At 59.5% G+C, this 17,718-nt stretch carries 16 protein-coding genes; 8 read left to right on the top strand and 8 right to left on the bottom strand.

Annotated elements, in window-relative coordinates:
* The first annotated feature begins 68 nt into the window (after window positions 1–68).
* Both AC0Z4S_RS17485 and AC0Z4S_RS17480 read left to right on the top strand, forming a co-directional pair.
* A complete protein-coding gene (locus tag AC0Z4S_RS17485) occupies window positions 69–1,463 on the top strand; it encodes a hypothetical protein (RefSeq protein ID WP_485623915.1) in 1,395 nt (464 codons plus the stop codon).
* Window positions 1,464–1,942: 479 nt separating this feature from the next.
* On the top strand, window positions 1,943–6,838 hold the full coding sequence (locus AC0Z4S_RS17480; RefSeq protein ID WP_485623914.1) for an NAD-glutamate dehydrogenase: 4,896 nt from the start codon (window positions 1,943–1,945) through the stop codon (window positions 6,836–6,838).
* A 33-nt stretch (window positions 6,839–6,871) separates the two neighbouring features.
* Here AC0Z4S_RS17480 and AC0Z4S_RS17475 read toward each other — a convergent pair whose 3' ends face one another.
* On the bottom strand, window positions 6,872–7,342 hold the full coding sequence (locus AC0Z4S_RS17475) for a hypothetical protein (protein WP_485623913.1): 471 nt from the start codon (window positions 7,340–7,342) through the stop codon (window positions 6,872–6,874).
* A gap of 206 nt (window positions 7,343–7,548) precedes the next feature.
* Here AC0Z4S_RS17475 and AC0Z4S_RS17470 point away from each other — a divergent pair, with 206 nt between their 5' ends.
* On the top strand, window positions 7,549–8,928 hold the full coding sequence (locus tag AC0Z4S_RS17470; protein WP_485623912.1) for a hypothetical protein: 1,380 nt from the start codon (window positions 7,549–7,551) through the stop codon (window positions 8,926–8,928).
* Between the two features lie 120 nt (window positions 8,929–9,048).
* Here the strand turns inward: AC0Z4S_RS17470 and AC0Z4S_RS17465 are convergent, their stop codons facing one another.
* The 3 genes from AC0Z4S_RS17465 to pdxR form a co-directional block, all read right to left on the bottom strand.
* On the bottom strand, window positions 9,049–9,450 hold the full coding sequence (locus AC0Z4S_RS17465) for a cupin domain-containing protein (protein WP_485623911.1): 402 nt from the start codon (window positions 9,448–9,450) through the stop codon (window positions 9,049–9,051).
* 192 nt (window positions 9,451–9,642) lie between these two features.
* Complete coding sequence (locus AC0Z4S_RS17460; protein ID WP_485623910.1) at window positions 9,643–9,936, bottom strand: putative quinol monooxygenase; 294 nt, start codon at window positions 9,934–9,936, stop codon at window positions 9,643–9,645.
* Between the two features lie 123 nt (window positions 9,937–10,059).
* A complete protein-coding gene (gene pdxR, locus AC0Z4S_RS17455) occupies window positions 10,060–11,493 on the bottom strand; it encodes a MocR-like pyridoxine biosynthesis transcription factor PdxR (protein ID WP_485623909.1) in 1,434 nt (477 codons plus the stop codon).
* A 318-nt stretch (window positions 11,494–11,811) separates the two neighbouring features.
* Between pdxR and AC0Z4S_RS17450 the strand changes: the two genes are divergently transcribed.
* Window positions 11,812–12,252, top strand: coding sequence for a carboxymuconolactone decarboxylase family protein (locus AC0Z4S_RS17450; protein WP_485623908.1), 441 nt, complete (start codon window positions 11,812–11,814; stop codon window positions 12,250–12,252).
* Between the two features lie 99 nt (window positions 12,253–12,351).
* On the opposite strand, the gene AC0Z4S_RS17445 is transcribed toward AC0Z4S_RS17450, so the two are convergent.
* Entirely contained in the window at window positions 12,352–12,654 is a 303-nt protein-coding gene (locus AC0Z4S_RS17445) for a hypothetical protein (RefSeq protein ID WP_041480100.1), read from the bottom strand.
* A 150-nt stretch (window positions 12,655–12,804) separates the two neighbouring features.
* Between AC0Z4S_RS17445 and AC0Z4S_RS17440 the strand changes: the two genes are divergently transcribed.
* From AC0Z4S_RS17440 to AC0Z4S_RS17430, 3 genes are read left to right on the top strand one after another with little or no spacing between them, the layout of a single operon-like run.
* Window positions 12,805–13,527 carry a secretin and TonB N-terminal domain-containing protein gene (locus tag AC0Z4S_RS17440; protein ID WP_252880159.1) on the top strand — a complete coding sequence of 241 codons (723 nt, stop codon included), beginning with the start codon at window positions 12,805–12,807 and terminating at the stop codon, window positions 13,525–13,527.
* Window positions 13,524–14,075: an RNA polymerase sigma factor gene (locus AC0Z4S_RS17435; protein ID WP_485623907.1), complete on the top strand. Its 552-nt coding sequence runs from the start codon at window positions 13,524–13,526 to the stop codon at window positions 14,073–14,075. Before AC0Z4S_RS17440 ends, AC0Z4S_RS17435 begins: the two co-directional genes overlap by 4 nt.
* A 32-nt stretch (window positions 14,076–14,107) precedes the next feature.
* Complete coding sequence (locus AC0Z4S_RS17430) at window positions 14,108–15,046, top strand: FecR family protein (protein ID WP_485623906.1); 939 nt, start codon at window positions 14,108–14,110, stop codon at window positions 15,044–15,046.
* Between the two features lie 128 nt (window positions 15,047–15,174).
* Here the strand turns inward: AC0Z4S_RS17430 and AC0Z4S_RS17425 are convergent, their stop codons facing one another.
* On the bottom strand, window positions 15,175–15,855 hold the full coding sequence (locus AC0Z4S_RS17425; protein ID WP_485623905.1) for a hypothetical protein: 681 nt from the start codon (window positions 15,853–15,855) through the stop codon (window positions 15,175–15,177).
* Window positions 15,856–15,948: 93 nt separating this feature from the next.
* Here AC0Z4S_RS17425 and AC0Z4S_RS17420 point away from each other — a divergent pair, with 93 nt between their 5' ends.
* The gene (locus tag AC0Z4S_RS17420; protein ID WP_485623904.1) at window positions 15,949–16,620 is read left to right on the top strand and encodes a Crp/Fnr family transcriptional regulator; all 672 of its coding nucleotides are present in this window, start codon (window positions 15,949–15,951) and stop codon (window positions 16,618–16,620) included.
* 39 nt (window positions 16,621–16,659) lie between these two features.
* Here the strand turns inward: AC0Z4S_RS17420 and AC0Z4S_RS17415 are convergent, their stop codons facing one another.
* Together AC0Z4S_RS17415 and AC0Z4S_RS17410 are read right to left on the bottom strand one after the other, a co-directional pair.
* Window positions 16,660–17,268, bottom strand: a complete 609-nt coding sequence (locus AC0Z4S_RS17415) for a prepilin-type N-terminal cleavage/methylation domain-containing protein (RefSeq protein WP_485623903.1) — start codon at window positions 17,266–17,268, stop codon at window positions 16,660–16,662.
* Window positions 17,265–17,711: a GspH/FimT family pseudopilin gene (locus AC0Z4S_RS17410; protein WP_485623902.1), complete on the bottom strand. Its 447-nt coding sequence runs from the start codon at window positions 17,709–17,711 to the stop codon at window positions 17,265–17,267. The genes AC0Z4S_RS17415 and AC0Z4S_RS17410 overlap by 4 nt, the downstream gene beginning before the upstream one ends.
* Window positions 17,712–17,718: the final 7 nt, after the last annotated feature.

Raw genomic sequence — 17,718 nt, 5'->3', positions numbered from 1 at the left:
TTTGCCGGTAGTTTCGCCGCTCTTGCGCAATGGAGTGCGTTACCAAAAGCCCAAAAAGGACCTTTGCCATGACCCAATATTTCGAACGCGCCGAAGAAATCCGTCACCTGTCCGATGAACAGGTCGAGCACCTCTACCAGCGCTATCTCGAAGGCGAAAAAACGGCCGCGCTGATGGCGGAATTTCAGATCCCTGGAACAGTGCGCAGTCTGCTCAAGGTTCTGCCTCCGTTCGTCAGTGCCGACCTCAGCTGTCCCTACTGCAAACTGCCGATGTGGGTACGCCGACACGCCAGAGGTACTCCGCTTTCGCTGCGCAGTACCTTCAAATGCGTGCGCTGTGAGCACCAGCAAAGCCTTCCCGGCGCCAGTAGCCGCCACACGACTTGCAACTGCACAGAATGTTTCAAGGTGCGCCAGCAGCAGCTTGCCGCCCGGGCCGCGCGTGATCGCCTGGAATTGGAGGCTCGATATGGCGCGCGATGCCCCGCAGTGCCTTACGCCAACCTGGGGTTCGTGCAGAAGCTGACGTTGCTCGCCTTGCTGGATGATGGTTACGGCGCAACCGTTGAATGGATTGCGCCATTGAATGCGCCATCCAGAGAAGAACTGCTCGCCCTGACGTTCGAGGCCCGTGAAGAGTTGCTCAAAAGCCTGCACGAAGCCGGGGTGCTGGCAGTTTCCACCGACTCCGACATCAACGCCTTCGATCGCAGTGAGGGCTGCAATATCCGCGAGTACAGCGCGGTGCGATGGCTGCCCAGCGTCACGCTCGACGGCGTGGCGCGCAGTACCCGCGAGAATTTGTACCGGGTGCTTTATCAGGAGTTGTCGGGCAGCGTAAAAGCTGCCTGGAAGAGCGAAATCTATTCGCTGGTCTTCAGTCTCGCCCGCGAAGCGTCCATTCAATACATCCGTGTGCTGGCCGCTGAAGTGGATTTTGCCTTCACGGCCGAAGCCCGTGCCGAAGAGGTGGTCGGGCAGTTGCTGCAGGACTTCTCGGTGAGTCAGTTGTATTACTTCGCCCGACTGGCGGTGAGGAACGCCGCGCACTTCTACGCCACCGGCAATTCCAAAGGGCGCAGTCACGCCTCCAATACCATTCCCCGCAACATGCTGAGCACGGCGCAGGACGCGCTCGCGCGTAACTGGCGCAAGAACGCCCATCGCGATGCGCGGGTGCCGCAAACAGCCTTGCAACGGTTGCTTTACGACGTCGTGCTCAAGGACAGTGGCGCCGGATTTTCGAAATCGCCGGGCATGTACTGGCGTGACGAACTGGTCCCGCAATTCTTTTCCGCCGTGGCGTTCGATAGCGACTTGCTCAGCCACCTGCGCCTGTTCTGCCGCGAATGCGATTCAAGCAACATCGACGCCAGCATGGACAAGCAGATCCTGCAAACGGTGTGCTACGACTGCGCCACGGTGAGCAAATTCAGAGCCTTCGAAGAGTTGCCGGACTGATCCGCGTCAACCGCTGGCGCTGAACCGGATGCCACGCTCAGGGTCGATAAAAAGGCTTTGGGCGTTTTCGTTTCCGGATATGTAACGCTCTTGGCGACCGTCCTGGCACGAAAGTCCCGTGAAACCGGGGTTTCGAACCTGCGTTTCAGTCCACGCCTGCTAGTGTTGAAGCAAGCGAAACCCTGCATTTACGTGCCAATGACCGAATATGTCGCAGCACCGCAAGCAGACACATTGTCGCACCCATTAAGCTGCGCAACGGATGAGCACCCGTAAAGGCATTGCCGGCGGCGCTGGCAGTCGCTTTTGCAGATGCTCATTCATGGAAGGTGAATGTGACCTGAGTGTCCCGTCCAGCTTCACCCACCTGTCTCCCTGTTTCCTCTGCCCGAGAATCAGGAACAGGGCGACACCGGCCCCGAAAGGGGTGTTGCACGCGACGCTTTCCATCAATAACAAGCTTAAGCGGAGTACCACAGATGGCGTTCTTCACCGCAGCCAGCAAAGCCGACTTCCAGCACCAACTGCAAGCGGCACTGGCGCAGCACATCAGTGAACAGGCACTGCCACAAGTGGCGCTGTTCGCTGAACAATTCTTCGGCATCATTTCCCTGGACGAGCTGACTCAACGTCGCCTCTCCGACCTCGCTGGCTGTACTCTCTCTGCGTGGCGCCTGCTTGAGCGCTTCGATCACGCGCAACCGCAAGTGCGTGTCTACAACCCCGATTACGAACGTCACGGCTGGCAGTCGACCCACACCGCGGTCGAAGTGCTGCACCACGACCTGCCATTTCTGGTCGACTCGGTGCGTACCGAGCTGAACCGTCGCGGCTACAGCATTCACACCCTGCAGACCACCGTGCTCAGCGTGCGTCGTGGCAGCAAGGGCGAACTGCTGGAAATCCTGCCAAAAGGCAGCACCGGCGAAGGCGTGCTGCACGAATCGCTGATGTACCTGGAAATCGACCGCTGCGCCAACGCGGCCGAGCTGAATGTGCTGAGCAAAGAGCTTGAGCAAGTGCTCGGTGAAGTGCGCGTCGCGGTCGCCGATTTCGAACCGATGAAAGCCAAGGTGCAGGAAATCCTCACCAAGCTCGACACCAGCGCTTTCGCCGTCGATGCCGACGAAAAGAACGAAATCAAAAGCTTCCTGGAATGGCTGGTGGGCAACCACTTCACCTTCCTCGGCTACGAAGAGTTCGTGGTCACCGATCAGGCCGATGGCGGCCACATCGAGTACGACCGGAGCTCGTTCCTCGGCCTGACCAAACTGCTGCGCACCGGCCTGACCTACGAAGACCTGCGCATCGAAGACTACGCCGTGGCCTACCTGCGCGAACCGACCCTGCTGTCGTTCGCCAAGGCCGCGCATCCGAGCCGTGTGCACCGTCCGGCCTACCCGGACTACGTGTCGATCCGTGAAATCGATGCCGACGGCAAAGTCATCAAGGAACACCGCTTCATGGGCCTCTACACCTCGTCGGTGTATGGCGAGAGCGTGCGGGTCATACCGTTCATCCGTCGCAAGGTCGAAGAGATCGAGCGCCGCTCCGGCTTCCAGTCCAAGGCTCACCTGGGCAAGGAACTGGCGCAGGTCCTCGAAGTGCTGCCGCGTGACGACCTGTTCCAGACCCCGGTCGACGAACTGTTCACCACCGTCATGTCGATCGTGCAGATCCAGGAACGCAACAAGATCCGCGTATTCCTGCGCAAAGACCCGTACGGTCGCTTCTGCTACTGCCTGGCCTACGTGCCGCGCGACATCTATTCCACCGAAGTCCGCCAGAAGATCCAGCAAGTGCTGATGGAGCGCCTGAAAGCCTCCGATTGCGAATTCTGGACGTTCTTCTCGGAATCCGTGCTGGCCCGCGTGCAACTGATCCTGCGTGTCGACCCGAAAAACCGTCTGGACATCGACCCGGTGCTGCTGGAAAAAGAAGTGGTTCAGGCCTGCCGCAGCTGGCAGGACGACTACGCCGCACTGACTGTCGAAAGCTTTGGCGAAGCCCACGGCACCAACGTGCTGGCCGACTTCCCGAAAGGCTTCCCGGCCGGCTACCGCGAGCGTTTCGCTGCGCATTCGGCCGTGGTCGACATGCAGCACTTGCTGAGCCTCAACGAAAAAAACCCGTTGGTGATGAGCTTCTATCAGCCGCTCGGTCAGGTCTCCGGCCAGCGCGAGCTGCATTGCAAGCTGTATCACGCCGACACGCCGCTGGCGCTGTCCGACGTCCTGCCGATTCTGGAAAACCTTGGTCTGCGCGTACTGGGTGAGTTCCCGTATCGCCTGCGCCACACCAACGGCCGCGAGTTCTGGATTCACGATTTCGCCTTCACCGCCGCTGAAGGTCTGGACCTCGACATCCAGCAACTCAACGACACCCTGCAGGACGCGTTCGTCCATATCGTGCGTGGCGATGCCGAGAACGATGCGTTCAACCGTCTGGTGCTGACCGCCGGTCTGCCATGGCGCGACGTGGCGCTGCTGCGTGCCTACGCCCGTTACCTGAAGCAGATTCGTCTGGGCTTCGATCTGGGTTACATCGCCAGCACGTTGAACAACCACACCGACATCGCTCGCGAGCTGACCCGGTTGTTCAAGACCCGTTTCTACCTGGCGCGCAAGCTCAGCGAAGACGATCTGGAAGACAAGCAACAGCGTCTGGAACAAGCGATTCTGACCGCACTGGACGACGTTCAGGTGCTCAACGAAGACCGCATCCTGCGTCGTTATCTGGACCTGATCAAAGCCACGCTGCGTACCAACTTCTACCAGACTGACGCCAACGGCCAGAACAAGTCGTACTTCAGCTTCAAGTTCAACCCGCATGCGATTCCTGAACTGCCGAAGCCAGTGCCGAAGTTCGAAATTTTCGTCTACTCGCCACGCGTCGAAGGCGTGCACCTGCGCTTCGGCAACGTCGCTCGTGGTGGCCTGCGCTGGTCCGACCGTGAAGAAGACTTCCGTACCGAAGTGCTCGGCCTGGTAAAAGCCCAGCAAGTGAAGAACTCGGTCATCGTGCCGGTGGGCGCGAAGGGCGGCTTCCTGCCGCGTCGTCTGCCACTGGGCGGCAGCCGTGACGAGATCGCGGCCGAGGGCATCGCCTGCTACCGCATCTTCATTTCCGGTCTGTTGGACATCACCGACAACCTGAAGGACGGCGCGCTGGTGCCGCCGGTCAATGTCGTGCGCCATGATGACGATGACCCGTACCTGGTGGTCGCGGCGGACAAGGGCACTGCGACCTTCTCCGACATCGCTAACGGCATCGCCATCGACTACGGCTTCTGGCTGGGTGACGCGTTTGCCTCCGGTGGTTCGGCCGGTTACGACCACAAGAAAATGGGCATCACCGCCAAGGGCGCGTGGGTCGGCGTACAGCGCCACTTCCGCGAGCGCGGCATCAACGTCCAGGAAGACAGCATCACCGTGGTGGGCGTCGGCGACATGGCCGGCGACGTGTTCGGTAACGGCCTGTTGATGTCCGACAAGCTGCAACTGGTGGCCGCGTTCAACCACATGCACATCTTCATCGATCCGAACCCGAACCCGGCGACCAGCTTCGTCGAGCGTCAGCGTCTGTTCGACCTGCCGCGCTCGGCCTGGACCGACTACGACACCAGCATCATGTCCGAGGGTGGCGGTATCTTCTCGCGCAGCGCGAAGAGCATCGCGATCTCGCCGCAGATGAAAGAACGCTTCGACATCCAGGCTGACAAGCTGACCCCGACCGAACTGCTCAACGCCTTGCTCAAGGCGCCGGTGGATCTGTTGTGGAACGGCGGTATCGGCACCTACGTCAAGGCCAGCACCGAAAGCCACGCCGATGTCGGCGACAAGGCCAACGATGCACTGCGCGTGAACGGCAACGAGCTGCGCTGCAAAGTGGTGGGCGAGGGCGGTAACCTCGGCATGACCCAACTGGGTCGTGTCGAATTCGGTCTCAATGGCGGCGGCTCCAACACCGACTTCATCGACAACGCCGGTGGCGTGGACTGCTCCGACCACGAAGTGAACATCAAGATCCTGCTGAACGAAGTGGTTCAGGCCGGTGACATGACCGACAAGCAACGCAATCAGTTGCTCGCGAGCATGACCGACGAAGTCGGCAATCTGGTGCTGGGCAACAACTACAAGCAGACTCAGGCCCTGTCCCTGGCGGCGCGTCGTGCCTATGCGCGCATCGCTGAGTACAAGCGTCTGATGAGCGATCTCGAGGGCCGTGGCAAGCTGGACCGCGCCATCGAGTTCCTGCCGACCGAAGAGCAACTGACCGAGCGCGTCTCTGAGGGCCACGGCCTGACCCGTCCTGAGCTGTCGGTGCTGATTTCCTACAGCAAGATCGACCTCAAGGAACAGCTGCTCGGCTCGCTGGTGCCGGACGACGACTACCTGACCCGCGACATGGAAACGGCGTTCCCGCCGACCCTGGTCAGCAAGTTCTCCGAAGCCATGCGTCGTCATCGCCTTAAGCGCGAGATCGTCAGCACCCAGATCGCCAACGATCTGGTCAACCACATGGGCATCACCTTCGTGCAACGACTCAAAGAGTCGACCGGCATGAGCCCGGCGAACGTGGCTGGCGCTTACGTGATCGTGCGTGACATCTTCCACCTCCCGCACTGGTTCCGTCAGATCGAAGCGCTGGACTACCAGGTTTCCGCTGACGTGCAGCTGGAGCTGATGGACGAGCTGATGCGTCTGGGTCGCCGCGCCACGCGCTGGTTCCTGCGTGCCCGTCGCAACGAGCAGAACGCTGCCCGTGACGTCGCGCATTTCGGTCCGCACCTGAAAGAACTGGGGCTGAAGCTCGACGAACTGCTCAGCGGCGAAATCCGCGAGAACTGGCAGTCGCGCTATCAGGCTTACGTCGCAGCCGGTGTGCCGGAATTGCTGGCGCGTATGGTTGCGGGCACCTCGCACCTGTACACGCTGCTGCCGATCATCGAAGCCGCCGACGTCACCGGGCAGAACCCGGCCGAGGTGGCCAAGGCCTACTTCGCCGTGGGCTCTGCGCTGGACATCACCTGGTACCTGCAACAGATCAGCGCGCTGCCGGTGGAAAACAACTGGCAGGCCCTGGCCCGTGAAGCGTTCCGTGATGACGTCGACTGGCAGCAACGTGCGATCACCATCTCCGTCCTGCAACAGGGCGACGGTACCCAGGACGTGGAAGCACGCCTGGCGCTGTGGATGGCTCAGCACGAAAGCATGATCGAGCGCTGGCGCGCCATGCTGGTGGAAATCCGTGCTGCGAGCGGCACGGACTACGCCATGTACGCGGTGGCCAACCGTGAATTGCTGGATCTGGCGTTGAGTGGGCAGGTGCCGGTGGCACCTACCGTTGTCACCAGCGAGCTTGAGCTGGCGTAAAAACCAGGCGCTGAAGGTTCTACCTCGCCCTGACTAGGGGCGAGGTAGTACATATTCGCGAGCTTTCAAATCGAATTCACCCGTCAGGAGGATACCGGGCTTCGACGAAAGTTTTTCGTTCTGTATTTCGAATTTATAATCTCCTTTAATGAAATAATATTTTTCTTTAAGTTCATAATGGAATCCCACTCTGCCGTCTATCGGCACATATCTGGTCTGCACGGATCTGCCGTCCGCATAATTTTCTGTAATTATGAAGATGGCTAACTTTAGTTCTGCAGGTCCATATTCGTTGTGCTCCACCGGATTGGGTGGTATTAAGAATTGAACATTTATTTTTATATTATTCACTCTTTTAGATCCGCCAAATGCAAAATAAGTGGAAAGGCTCTCAATAAATTGTTCGGTTAGAGCGAGATCCTCATCGCCTAATTTGGCGGTAAAAATCCCGGTGGCGTTTCTTCTGAATGTTTTATTGTTGTCTTTCTCTAATGAGTTATTCATGTGATATCGCTCTTATTAAGTTATTTATTAGCTGCATGGCTGCTAAGAATGATAAGAAAAGTGGCGAGATGTAGCGCATAACAGCAACTGGTTCAACTGTCAGGTATTACAGTTGACTGGTTGGCTTTATTGTGGTTTTCGGAGAGGCAAGACCGTTCGTCGTGACTGTCATTTCTGTCAGTGGTCGAGTTATTTGGAATTCGTCTATGGTCGCGCAGCAGTACCTGGTTATTCATGTATTTGTACATAAACCGCCCTGCGTTATCTATGGAGAGATCCCGATGCATACTCATCAGCTTGCAACTGACCCGCTTGACCCGAGCTTTGGCGACCGGGGTTCGACTCACGTGCCGTTCCAAGCAGGCGGAGGACTCATTGGAGTTTCGTCCGTTGCACTGGCTGAAGACGGTAGATCATTCTTCGGTTGTACTTCCTTTCTCCCGTCCAGCAGCGAGTTCGGATGTTTTTGTCTGGATGCTGACGGGCATCTGATAGAAGCGTTTGGCGACAAAGGGTATGTGTCAGGCCAATTCAATGATAGCGATGGGCGAGACCATTCAGTTACCTCCAGTATCCTGCTGCAATCTATCGACAACGCACTTCATGTCGTGTTGATGGGAATCTATTACGTGCCGGATGTTTCTTCCCCGAAACTGGCCCTGGCACGTTTCAACGATCACGGTATGCCGGACACTTCTTTCGGCAATAACGGCACTATTGTTCATGATTTGCCCTCGCGTTCTGGTAATGCCGGCGCGGGCAATGCTTCAGAGAAAATTTCCAGTGAATCCACTGGTAACAGCTCACCGGCTCAGGCGATTCTATTGCCGGATAATAGAATCGTGCTCGTTTACTCGTACGCGGGTGCTGCTCATATTGTGCGTCTGGAGAGTAATGGGGCACTGGACCTTACATTTAACAGTGTCGGATACGTCGTACATACGGAACCTGATGCAGGCGTAGAGTTGGTCAATATCCTGCAAGCCACGGACGGTAACTATTTGTGCGCCGGACATGTCAAGGATTCGGCTAATGTGTACAGCGCAATTTTCGTGAAGGTGGATCAGGCAGGGCATTACGACAGTTCTTTTGGAACTAATGGCAGGGTGGATATCCGCGAACCAAACGGCGCAAACTTTTTTATATCCCATATTGCCCGGCAAGGTAATAACCGTATTCTCGCCATCGGGGAAAGTTCTACGCTTACGACACGTTATGGCCTGCTGATAAGTCTTGAGCCGGACGGAAAATTCAATATTCAGTTCAATTCCGCACAGCCGCTGCAAACCCAGGTGGATGGCCATTCAACCAATTGGAGTTCAGGCACTATCCGACCTGATGGAAAACTCGTGATTGCCGGTACAGCGGACTCTCCAGGCACAACAGACCGCAATGTGGTGTTCGCCCGCTTCCAGGCAAACGGAGCGCTGGATCAGACATTCGGTCGCAACGGTTTTCTGCGAATTGTGGACAGCCATGCTGCCGACGCACTGGCGGTTTTTGAACTTGACAAGGCTTTGTTCAATAGCCGTTCAAGCTATCAAACTGGCCGGGTGAACAAAATCTGGCGGTGTCTTCTCGGTTAACGAAAAAGCCCCGATGCCGTAAGAGGCCGGGGCTTTTTTCTGTCCAAGGGCTTTGTGGTGTCTATACGGCCTCATCGCGAGCAGGCTCACTCCTACAATGGCAGCGCAGTGAATCAGCCATCAGTTCTCCAGCGGGATCAACACCTGCTCATCCGGCGCCAGCACCATGAACACCAACAATTTGGCAGGCTGGGTCGAACTGGCATTCTTCGACACCAGATGCTCGGAGCCGGCCGGCTCGTACCAGAACTGGCCCTTCTTGTAGGTAATCGCTTGTTCGCCTTTGACTTGGGAAATTATTTCGCCGTCCAGCACGTAGGCCATCGCAGTGCCTTCGTGTTTATGGGCGATCGAGGATTGCCCGGGCTTGTAGTCGACTTCGATCATCATGGCTTTTTTGCCGGGGGCGTTTTTCAGCAGTTGTTCTTGCAGGACGGTGATTTTCTCGGACGGGTCGTGGGCCATCGCTGAAGCGGACAGGGTGAAGGCGAGAGCGGCGGCGAAGAAGGGCAGAGCTTTCATGGCGGGTTACCTGTGAGGATTGGGGTGTGATCACAGTAGGCCGCAATGAGGCCGGTTCAAACGGCCAATATTCGGGAAGATCAGGTGACCAATCTTTGGATCAAAAGCAAAGATCGCAGCCTTCGGCAGCTCCTACCTTGGAATGTGTTCCCTGTAGGAGCTGCCGAAGGCTGCGATCTTTTGATCTTGCTTTTAAACGATAGGAAAGCTGTTGAAATCGACGCTATTGGCCAGGCGGCTATCGATCAGGTCGATAAACCCCTGCGCCTCGGGCCGGTTGAAATGCGCCTGCATCGCCGCTTCCGACTGCCAGCGCGCACTGACCATCCAGCGGTGGCTGTCCTCGGGGCAGCGGTCGACCAGATAGGAATCGCAGCCCGGGGTTTCGCGCAGGGTGTCGACGATCTTCTGCAGTTGCTTGCCGAGCTCTTCCGAGCGGCCGGCAGCAGCCTTTACCTGAACCGTGTTGATCACTTCGCTGGACATTGCTCACACTCCTGAATCAGGCCGGACGAATCCTGCTCATTGAGGGATAACGCCTGTGCAGAATAGGCCTGCCGCCCTGAATCACCAATAACCAATCCGCAGTAAAAGCCTTATACCAAGGGCTCATGACAGCTGTTCGAGGATGTCGCGCAGGCGATCCAGAGCGATGTCGATGTCCAGGGTTTCGATAGCGCCGAAACCGAAGAACAGGCCTTCCTTCGCCGGCTGCTGATAGTAGAAACCACTGATCGCATACAGGCCGACTTCGACCTTTTTTGCCAGCTCGATGACCAGCGGCAAATCGATCGGTACCTTGCACAACACTGCCATGTGAAACCCGGCACTGGCCGGCACGGCTTGCAGCCATGGCGCGAGATCGGTCGCCATGCGCTCGAGAATACGTTCGCGCCGTTGCGCATAGATCGTGTGGCAGCGGCGGATGTGCTTGAGCAGGCAGCCCTCGGCGATGAACTTGGCCAGAGCCCATTGGGGCAGGGTCGACGCGTGCAGATCGGTCAGCTGTTTGGCGCGGATTACCGCCTCGATGATCGCCGGTGGCAGGATCGCGTAGCCGAGGCGCAACTCCGGCAGCAGGGTTTTCGAGAACGTGCCGACGTAAGCGACGATGCCGCGCTGATCGAGGTTGAACAGCGAGTCCGTTGGCCGGCCTTCGTAGCGGAATTCGCTGTCGTAATCGTCCTCGATGATGATCGCGCCCAGCTCATGGGCGCGGGCGAGCAGGGCTTCGCGGCGCGCCTGACTCATCGCCATGCCCAGCGGGAACTGGTGCGACGGCGTCACGTAAATCAGCCGCGTGCCGTCGGGAATCTGCTCGACCTGAATACCCTCGGCATCCACCGGCACGCCGACCACCTCAGCCCCATGAGTGCCGAACAGCAAGCGCGCGGGCGGGTAACCGGGGTCTTCCATCGCCACCAGACTGCCGGGGCGGATCAGCACGCGGGTGATCAGGTCCAGCGCCTGTTGCGCGCCGTTGCACACGATAATGTCTTCGTCCTGACAGTTGATGCCACGGGAAAAGGCGATGTGCCGGGCGATCGCATTGCGCAGCGCGGGCAAACCTTCGGCGACGCTATAGAAACCTTTCGACTGCGCCATCTGCCGCATCGCATGGGCGACGCAGCGGCGCCAGTCGTCCTGCGGGAACTGGCCCTTGCTGGTGGCGCCGCCGATGAAGTCGTAGCGCAGCGAACCTTCCAGCGTCGGGTGGCGCAGGAACACCGGCAGATTGCGCCAGCTCTCGATCACCTCGGCACTGGCCAGCTCGGTGTGGCTCTGCTTGCGCTGCACCTGCGCCGGGCGGGCGTTGACATAGGTGCCTTTGCCGATGACTCCGGTGAGGAAGTTTTCGTAAGTCAGCTGCGCATAAGTGTCGGAAATGGTCTTGCGCGAAATGCCCAATTGCTCGGCCAGCAAGCGGCTCGGCGGCAACTGCGTACCCGCCGCCAACCGCCCGGATTCAATCGCCGCACGCAACTGCTGATACAACTGACCGGCAAGATCCTTGCGGCCGTTGATCACGACATGAAGTTCCATACCGACGAGGCTCCCGGGTGGTTGGTGAAGTGACGGTCAGATTAGCGTTGTTGGGCTTTTGGCAGTAGTTGCGCGCCCGAAAAAGCCGGAATTGGCGTAAACCTTTCTACCTGTTTGGCACAAATTCCTGTGGGAGCGAGCCTGCTCGCGAAAGCGGTGGGTCAGTGACGAGGATGTGTCTGGCACGACGCCTTCGCGAGCAGGCTCGCTCCCACAGGGGGACGATTGGTGCCCTGGTTTTCCGTGGAATTGGGGCTGTAACACAGCCCGCGCAGCCCGTACCGTGAACTCATCATTCCGCCTGCCGAGAGCCGCGCCATGTCCCTGCGTCTGGATTACTACAACGCGTCGCCCAAAGCGATGAAAGCGATGATTGCCATGGAGGCGCTGACCAGCAATCTGAGTATCGAAGCGCCGCTGCTGCAATTGATCCGGATCCGCGCCTCGCAACTCAACGGCTGCGCGTTCTGCACCGACATGCACTCGGTGGACGCGCGGCGAGCAGGGGAGAGCGATCGGCGCCTGTATGCGATCGCCGTATGGCGCGACAGCAACTTCTTCAACCCTCGCGAACGGGCGGCGCTGGCCTGGGCCGAGGCGGTGACGCTGTTGTCCGAAAGCCATGTGCCGGATGACGTCTACCAACAGGCGCGCGAGCAGTTCGATGAAGGCGAACTGGTGGACCTGACGGTTGCGGTGAGCACCATCAACAGCTGGAACCGCTTGGCCGTGAGCTTCCGCCAGACCCCGAGCGACTGAAGATCAAAAGATCGCAGCCTTCGGCAGCTCCTACAGGGAAATGCGCATGACCCCATGTAGGAGCTGCCGAAGGCTGCGATCTTTTGATGTTGACCTTGCCTAATTCGCCGGCCGCTGCGGTTTCACCGAGGTGCCAAACGTGTTGCCCATCCGCGTACTCGTCGCCGCCGGGGTCGCCAGTCCGACCTGATTCGGCGCGCGCTTGTGCACCGGCACATTCAACGCTTCCATGTTCTTCTGCGCCGCCGCCGCGCCGTCGGGATTGTTGCCCATCTGCTGGCTCAGGCAATCGTAATTCGGCGCCTTGTAACCGCCGACCGTGACCTCGACACAGCCCAGCGGCTCTTCCGCCTGCGCCGCGCCCACCGTCATCAGCAAGACCCACATCCACCGCGTTTTCATGTCCGCCTCCTGGCCCGCCCGAATGGGCCGCTCTGGGGTTTGAGTCTAGTGCAAGCGCGGCGCAAAACCCGTGATGGTTTTTTTGCACCGCCCGTCATACCAGAGTCATAAATGCCCCGCAGGATAGCGATTTTCAGGGGTGCGCCAGTCGTGCAGCGAGGCAGTTCGCGGATCAGTCTTCAGCGCTCGGCGACGCTTGTGCGCCGCGCGGGTCTGGGGTGGCTGCTCGGTCTGCTGGCCAACGCGGCCAATGCTGATCCGGCAGCGGCGGATATGCGCCTGACCTTGCACATCCCGGCTCAGGAGCTGGCCCGGGCGCTGGATCAGTACAGCCGCGCCACGGGCGTCGCCGTGCTGGTCGATAGCCAGTTGAGCCGGGGCCGCCGCTCCCTCGCTGTGGATGGCGAATACACCGCCGCCGATGCCTTGCGCCATTTGCTCGGCGGCACCGGGTTGATGGCGCGTTACGCCCGGGCCGATGCGTTCACTCTACAAGCGGCGCAGGTGGAAGATCTGCCGGTGCCGACGGACAAACCCACGCCGGCCGTTGTCGCGGTCAACCGCAGTTACGCGACGGCGGTGCAAGCGGCGATCGAGCGCAAGCTGTGTCGTTCGCCGCTGACCCGCCCGGGCAGTTATCGCGCGGTGTTGCAGGTGTGGGTCGGGCGCGACGGCGTGGTGCAGCACAACCGGTTGGTCACTTCGACCGGCGATGTACGGCGCGATAACGCGCTGGTGGAAAGTTTTCGCAACCTCACAATCGATCGGCCGACGCCCAGCGCCTTGCGCCAGCCGGTCACGTTGCTGTTGCTACCGGAGTCGTCAGGGAAGCGCATGGAATGCACGAGATGGGAAGGAGTTTCCGGGGGATGAAAGACGCCGGACAAAGCACGATGGGCCAGCTGTTCCTCAGCTCCTACGAGGACTTTCGCGTGCGCTTGCGCCGCCGCCTAGGTTCCGAGGATCTGGCCAATGACGTGCTGCACGAGACCTGGCTGCGGGTCGATCGCATGGAAACCCCGCCGAACCTGCTCAAGCCCAACGCCTACCTGTATCGCATGGCCCTGAACATCGCCGCCGACCGCCGTCAGGCCGATGCGCGGCTGCTCACCGGTACTGAGGTCGAAGAGCTGCTGCAACTGGGCGACGAAGCCCTCGACCCGGCGCGGGTGGTCGGCGGGCAAAAGGAAATGCAGGCCCTGCTCAGCGCCTTGTACGAAATGCCCGCACGACGTCGGCGGATCTTCATCGCCGCGCGGCTGGAAGAGGCGCCACACCTGGAAATCTCCCAGCGTTTCGGCATTTCCACGCGCATGGTCGAGAAGGAAATCAAAGCCGCGCTGGGCTTCTGCGCAGCAAAACTGGAAAGAAAAGTGTTTCAGCGGTTCGGTCGCGGGGCCGGAAAACCGTCTAGCGAATAGTGACCCGATTAATCCGTTGAGAATTTGCGCGTTTGAACATCTTTCGACTGAAACCCGCCGAGCCTTCGGCCACCGAGTTGCTGCACAGCGAAGCCCAAGACTGGCTGATCCTGCTGACCTCGGGCCGCGCCACCGTCGCCGACGCCCGCGCCCTGCGCGAATGGTGCGCGCAGAGCGGCGAACACGCCCGGGCGTTCGAAGAAGCCAAGCGGCTGTGGCATCACCTGCAACCGGCCGCCGAAGCGTTGCAGGGCCGACGCAGCTTCGGTCGACGGGCATTTCTCGGCGGCGCGATTGCCGCATCCGCCGCATTCCTGCTGGTGCGCGGCACCATTCCCGGCGGCTTCGAAGGACTGGGCGCCGACTACATCACCGAAGTCGGCCAGCAGCGCCGGGTCGAACCGGCGCAAGGCGTCAGCCTCGAACTCAACACCCAGACCCGCATCAACCAGCGCAGCGTCGAAAACGGCGTGCAGGGCTTCGAACTGGTGAGCGGCGAAGTCGAAGTGCAAACCGCACGCCTGCCGCTGGCGATGCAGGCCGGGGCAGGGTGGTTGCGCGCCAGTCAGGCGCGCTTCAACCTGCGCAACACCGACCAGCAAGTCTGCGTGACCTGCCTCGACGGCACGGTCGACGTCGCCATCGAAGGCCGCAACCTGCGCCTCGAAGCGGGCCAGCAAGTCACCTACGACGCACGGCAAATCGGCAACGTGCAAACCGTCGACACCGCCGCCGTGATGAACTGGCGCCAACAAGTGCTGGTGTTCAACGGCGCGACCCTCAGCCAGATGATCGACGAAATCAACCGCTACCGCCCCGGCATGCTCCTGCTGCTCAACCGCGAACTCGGCCAACGCCGCGTCCAGGCCCGCTTCAACCTCGACCAACTCGCCGGCGTCGCATTGCTGATCCGCGATGCCTATGGCATCAAATGCACCGAACTCCCCGGCGGCGTGGTCGTCCTCAGCTAACCAAAGCCCAGCGCAATCCAAATGTAGGAGCTGCCGAAGGCCGCGATCTTTTGATCTTGCTTTTGCTTTCTGTGGGAGCGAGCCCGCTCGCGAAAGCGGTTTTCCAGCCACCCAATACCCAACCGACCTCACCCTCGCTTGATACTCACTCCCTCACTTCTATCCAAAAGCCACGACAACACCAGCCCTGGAATCAAAAAGCCCAACGAAACCAAAACCCCATGAAGCACGTGCGCCAGAGGTTCATCGAGTGTGGCAACCAACTTCATGGGTGAAGCCACTGGCGATAGCTGCAAGAACAAAACCACCAGCACCACACAAGGCCAGATCAAGTTCACGCCCCGTCGCGCGCTGAGCCGCCATGCATAAACCGCCAACACTGCTGAGAAAACACCTTCGAGCACCCAGGAGACAGTCCCCAGCTTGCCCCAAAGCCCATAACCGTAATGCTCGACCGAGTGCGGATACAGTGCCAAATCGCTGTTGTGCATCGGCCAGTCGGCGATGAAGTGAGAGAAGGCGGCCAACGCTGCCATGACGGCTACCGGTCGATGCTTGATGAACAGCAGTCCCCAAATCGCAGACCAGAACACCGCAGCCAGCAATGAGTGATCCCAGTCGATAAAGGTCAGATCAAAAAACAGATACGGCCCGCTATTCAAATTTGCCGTGACGGTATTGAAGCCAAGAATGATGAAAATCCCATCGAGCAGATCCAGAAAACCGACGCCCATCATGATGGGTAGCGCGGGGATCCTGGGATAGCGGGCCTTGATTGCCAGGCCGATGGCGAAGTGACCGACGTACATTGTGCGTTCCTGCTCCAGACAGGCCTGTCGTCTACAGGCCAGAGGCGTCTGATACTATCCGAGCCCTCACACCAAGATTGTCGGGTTTTGGCAATGTCTGAATCGTCTGCTGAAGCGATACCTCCATCCTTTTCCCTCCCTCCAGAAATAGACGCGATTTTGCTCGAGGCCTCGCGGATCAGGACGTTGGTAAAGTCAGAGGCACTGTTCCCTCAAGGCTCTAAACCCCTGGGAATGTTTCGTGTGATTCAAGGCACCTTGCGCGTCGATAGCCTGGGCGCCAGTGGACACCAAGTGCTGCTTACTCAATTGGTCGCTGGAGACTGGTTCGGCGAAGTACCCCTTCTCGATGGCTTACCGAGGAAGTACGACGTTACAGCCGTCTCGCAAGCGCGTGTTGCAGTGCTGCCTGCCAGCGCATTCTGGCAAATCATCGAGCGCCGACCCGATGTCCTGCTAGCCATTACCCGGTTGGTCTGTGGCCGATATCGAATGGCGCTCGATTGGGCGGGGAATACGATCCGCAATCCTCTGCCTGTCAGGTTGGCCCGCCGACTCGTTTCCTTGATCAAAGGCCCAGGTATCGAAGAAGCGCCATGCCTGAAGGTCAACCAGGAAAATATCGCCCAACAACTGGGCGTGTCTCGCCAGAGCGTCAACCGCCAGCTGAAAATCTGGGAAGCTGAAGGCCTGTTGGCTGTTCGATACGGCGCCGTCACCCTTCTCGATGTGCAAAAACTCAGAGATGCAGCACGGGAGAGTTAACCTGCCATAAGCGCCAAACGTGCTGAGGAAGGGGGCTGCTCAGTTGAGTGGGCCGATCACCTGTCGGTATTTTTCCAGGCCTTGTGGCGTCTGACGGGTCAGGCTGATTTCCAGTCCGGCCGGATCTTCCTGACGATTGCCGCTCAGTTGCCGCCAGCCTTTATCCATCTCCCAAACCCGCACCTGCACATCACTCACCTCGTTCAACACAGCGACCCCATTAACAGGCGCCGGCAACGGATAGCGACTGCGCGCCTCAGCCACCGCCCGATACAACGTATCCCCCTTGACCCACCACCGCACCCGCTGCAACGCCCCCGGCTGATCCGCCGCGCTACGAATAATGTCCAGCCGAAACCCCTTGCTGTCGCTACTGCGCACCGTCACCGCCGGCGGCGCAGTCGGCGCCTCATCCTCAGCCCCGACCTTGCGCGGCTCACTCAACTCCACCCCCGCGCGCATGTCCACGTCCCGCTGCAACTGATTCAACACCCGCAACAACCCATCGCTCTGCTCACTGCTCGCCTGCAAATGACTGTCCGCCCGCGTCACACTGTCCAATCCGCGCCAAGCAATCAGACTCACCACCGCCATCAGCAGAATCGCGACCATCACCTCAATCAGAGTGAACCCTTGCTGAGTCTTCATTGAATACTGATCCGCCCACTGCCATCGCGCAGCACACTCAGCCGATTGGCCCCATCCGACAAAATCAGCCGCAACGGCGGATTGATCCACTCCGCATTCAGCACCACCGTCTGCCGGGGCTCCACCCGCACCTCGACCTTAGGGCTCTGCCACGCACGCGGGCGCAACTGCGCATCCTCCTTGAACGACTCAAACCCCACGCCACCCTCACCACGCCGCCCAAACCGAAACCCCTTGGCATCCGCCACCCACACAATCGGCCGCCCATCGGCGCGAGCCTCGGCCTGCGCCACCTGCAACAATTGCGCAACCCGCTCGGCATCCTTGCGCAACAACTGCAATGGATCGGGCTTGATACTCAAACTGATCGCCGCACTGGCAATCCCGATGATCACCAGCACCACCATCAACTCGATCAACGTAAAACCCTGCTGCCTGCTCATCACCCAC

The organism is Pseudomonas sp. 1L-B-1-E-C1 (assembly GCF_057291835.1).
Note: the sequence above shows the minus strand (reverse complement) of the source record. Positions and strands in the feature narration are given on the sequence as shown.

Excerpts from the sequence above, each read along its gene's own strand:
- AC0Z4S_RS17475 (WP_485623913.1), bottom strand. The coding sequence starts at position 7,342 with ATGAATAACTCATTAGAGAAAGACAACAATAAAACATTCAGAAGAAAC.
- AC0Z4S_RS17410 (WP_485623902.1), bottom strand. The coding sequence starts at position 17,711 with ATGAGCAGGCAGCAGGGTTTTACGTTGATCGAGTTGATGGTGGTGCTG.
- AC0Z4S_RS17425 (WP_485623905.1), bottom strand. The coding sequence starts at position 15,855 with ATGTACGTCGGTCACTTCGCCATCGGCCTGGCAATCAAGGCCCGCTAT.
- AC0Z4S_RS17460 (WP_485623910.1), bottom strand. The coding sequence starts at position 9,936 with ATGTCCAGCGAAGTGATCAACACGGTTCAGGTAAAGGCTGCTGCCGGC.
- AC0Z4S_RS17445 (WP_041480100.1), bottom strand. The coding sequence starts at position 12,654 with ATGAAAACGCGGTGGATGTGGGTCTTGCTGATGACGGTGGGCGCGGCG.
- AC0Z4S_RS17470 (WP_485623912.1), top strand. The coding sequence starts at position 7,549 with ATGGTCGCGCAGCAGTACCTGGTTATTCATGTATTTGTACATAAACCG.
- AC0Z4S_RS17485 (WP_485623915.1), top strand. The coding sequence starts at position 69 with ATGACCCAATATTTCGAACGCGCCGAAGAAATCCGTCACCTGTCCGAT.
- AC0Z4S_RS17415 (WP_485623903.1), bottom strand. The coding sequence starts at position 17,268 with ATGAAGACTCAGCAAGGGTTCACTCTGATTGAGGTGATGGTCGCGATT.
- pdxR (WP_485623909.1), bottom strand. The coding sequence starts at position 11,493 with ATGGAACTTCATGTCGTGATCAACGGCCGCAAGGATCTTGCCGGTCAG.
- AC0Z4S_RS17420 (WP_485623904.1), top strand. The coding sequence starts at position 15,949 with ATGTCTGAATCGTCTGCTGAAGCGATACCTCCATCCTTTTCCCTCCCT.
- AC0Z4S_RS17480 (WP_485623914.1), top strand. The coding sequence starts at position 1,943 with ATGGCGTTCTTCACCGCAGCCAGCAAAGCCGACTTCCAGCACCAACTG.
- AC0Z4S_RS17465 (WP_485623911.1), bottom strand. The coding sequence starts at position 9,450 with ATGAAAGCTCTGCCCTTCTTCGCCGCCGCTCTCGCCTTCACCCTGTCC.
- AC0Z4S_RS17435 (WP_485623907.1), top strand. The coding sequence starts at position 13,524 with ATGAAAGACGCCGGACAAAGCACGATGGGCCAGCTGTTCCTCAGCTCC.
- AC0Z4S_RS17450 (WP_485623908.1), top strand. The coding sequence starts at position 11,812 with ATGTCCCTGCGTCTGGATTACTACAACGCGTCGCCCAAAGCGATGAAA.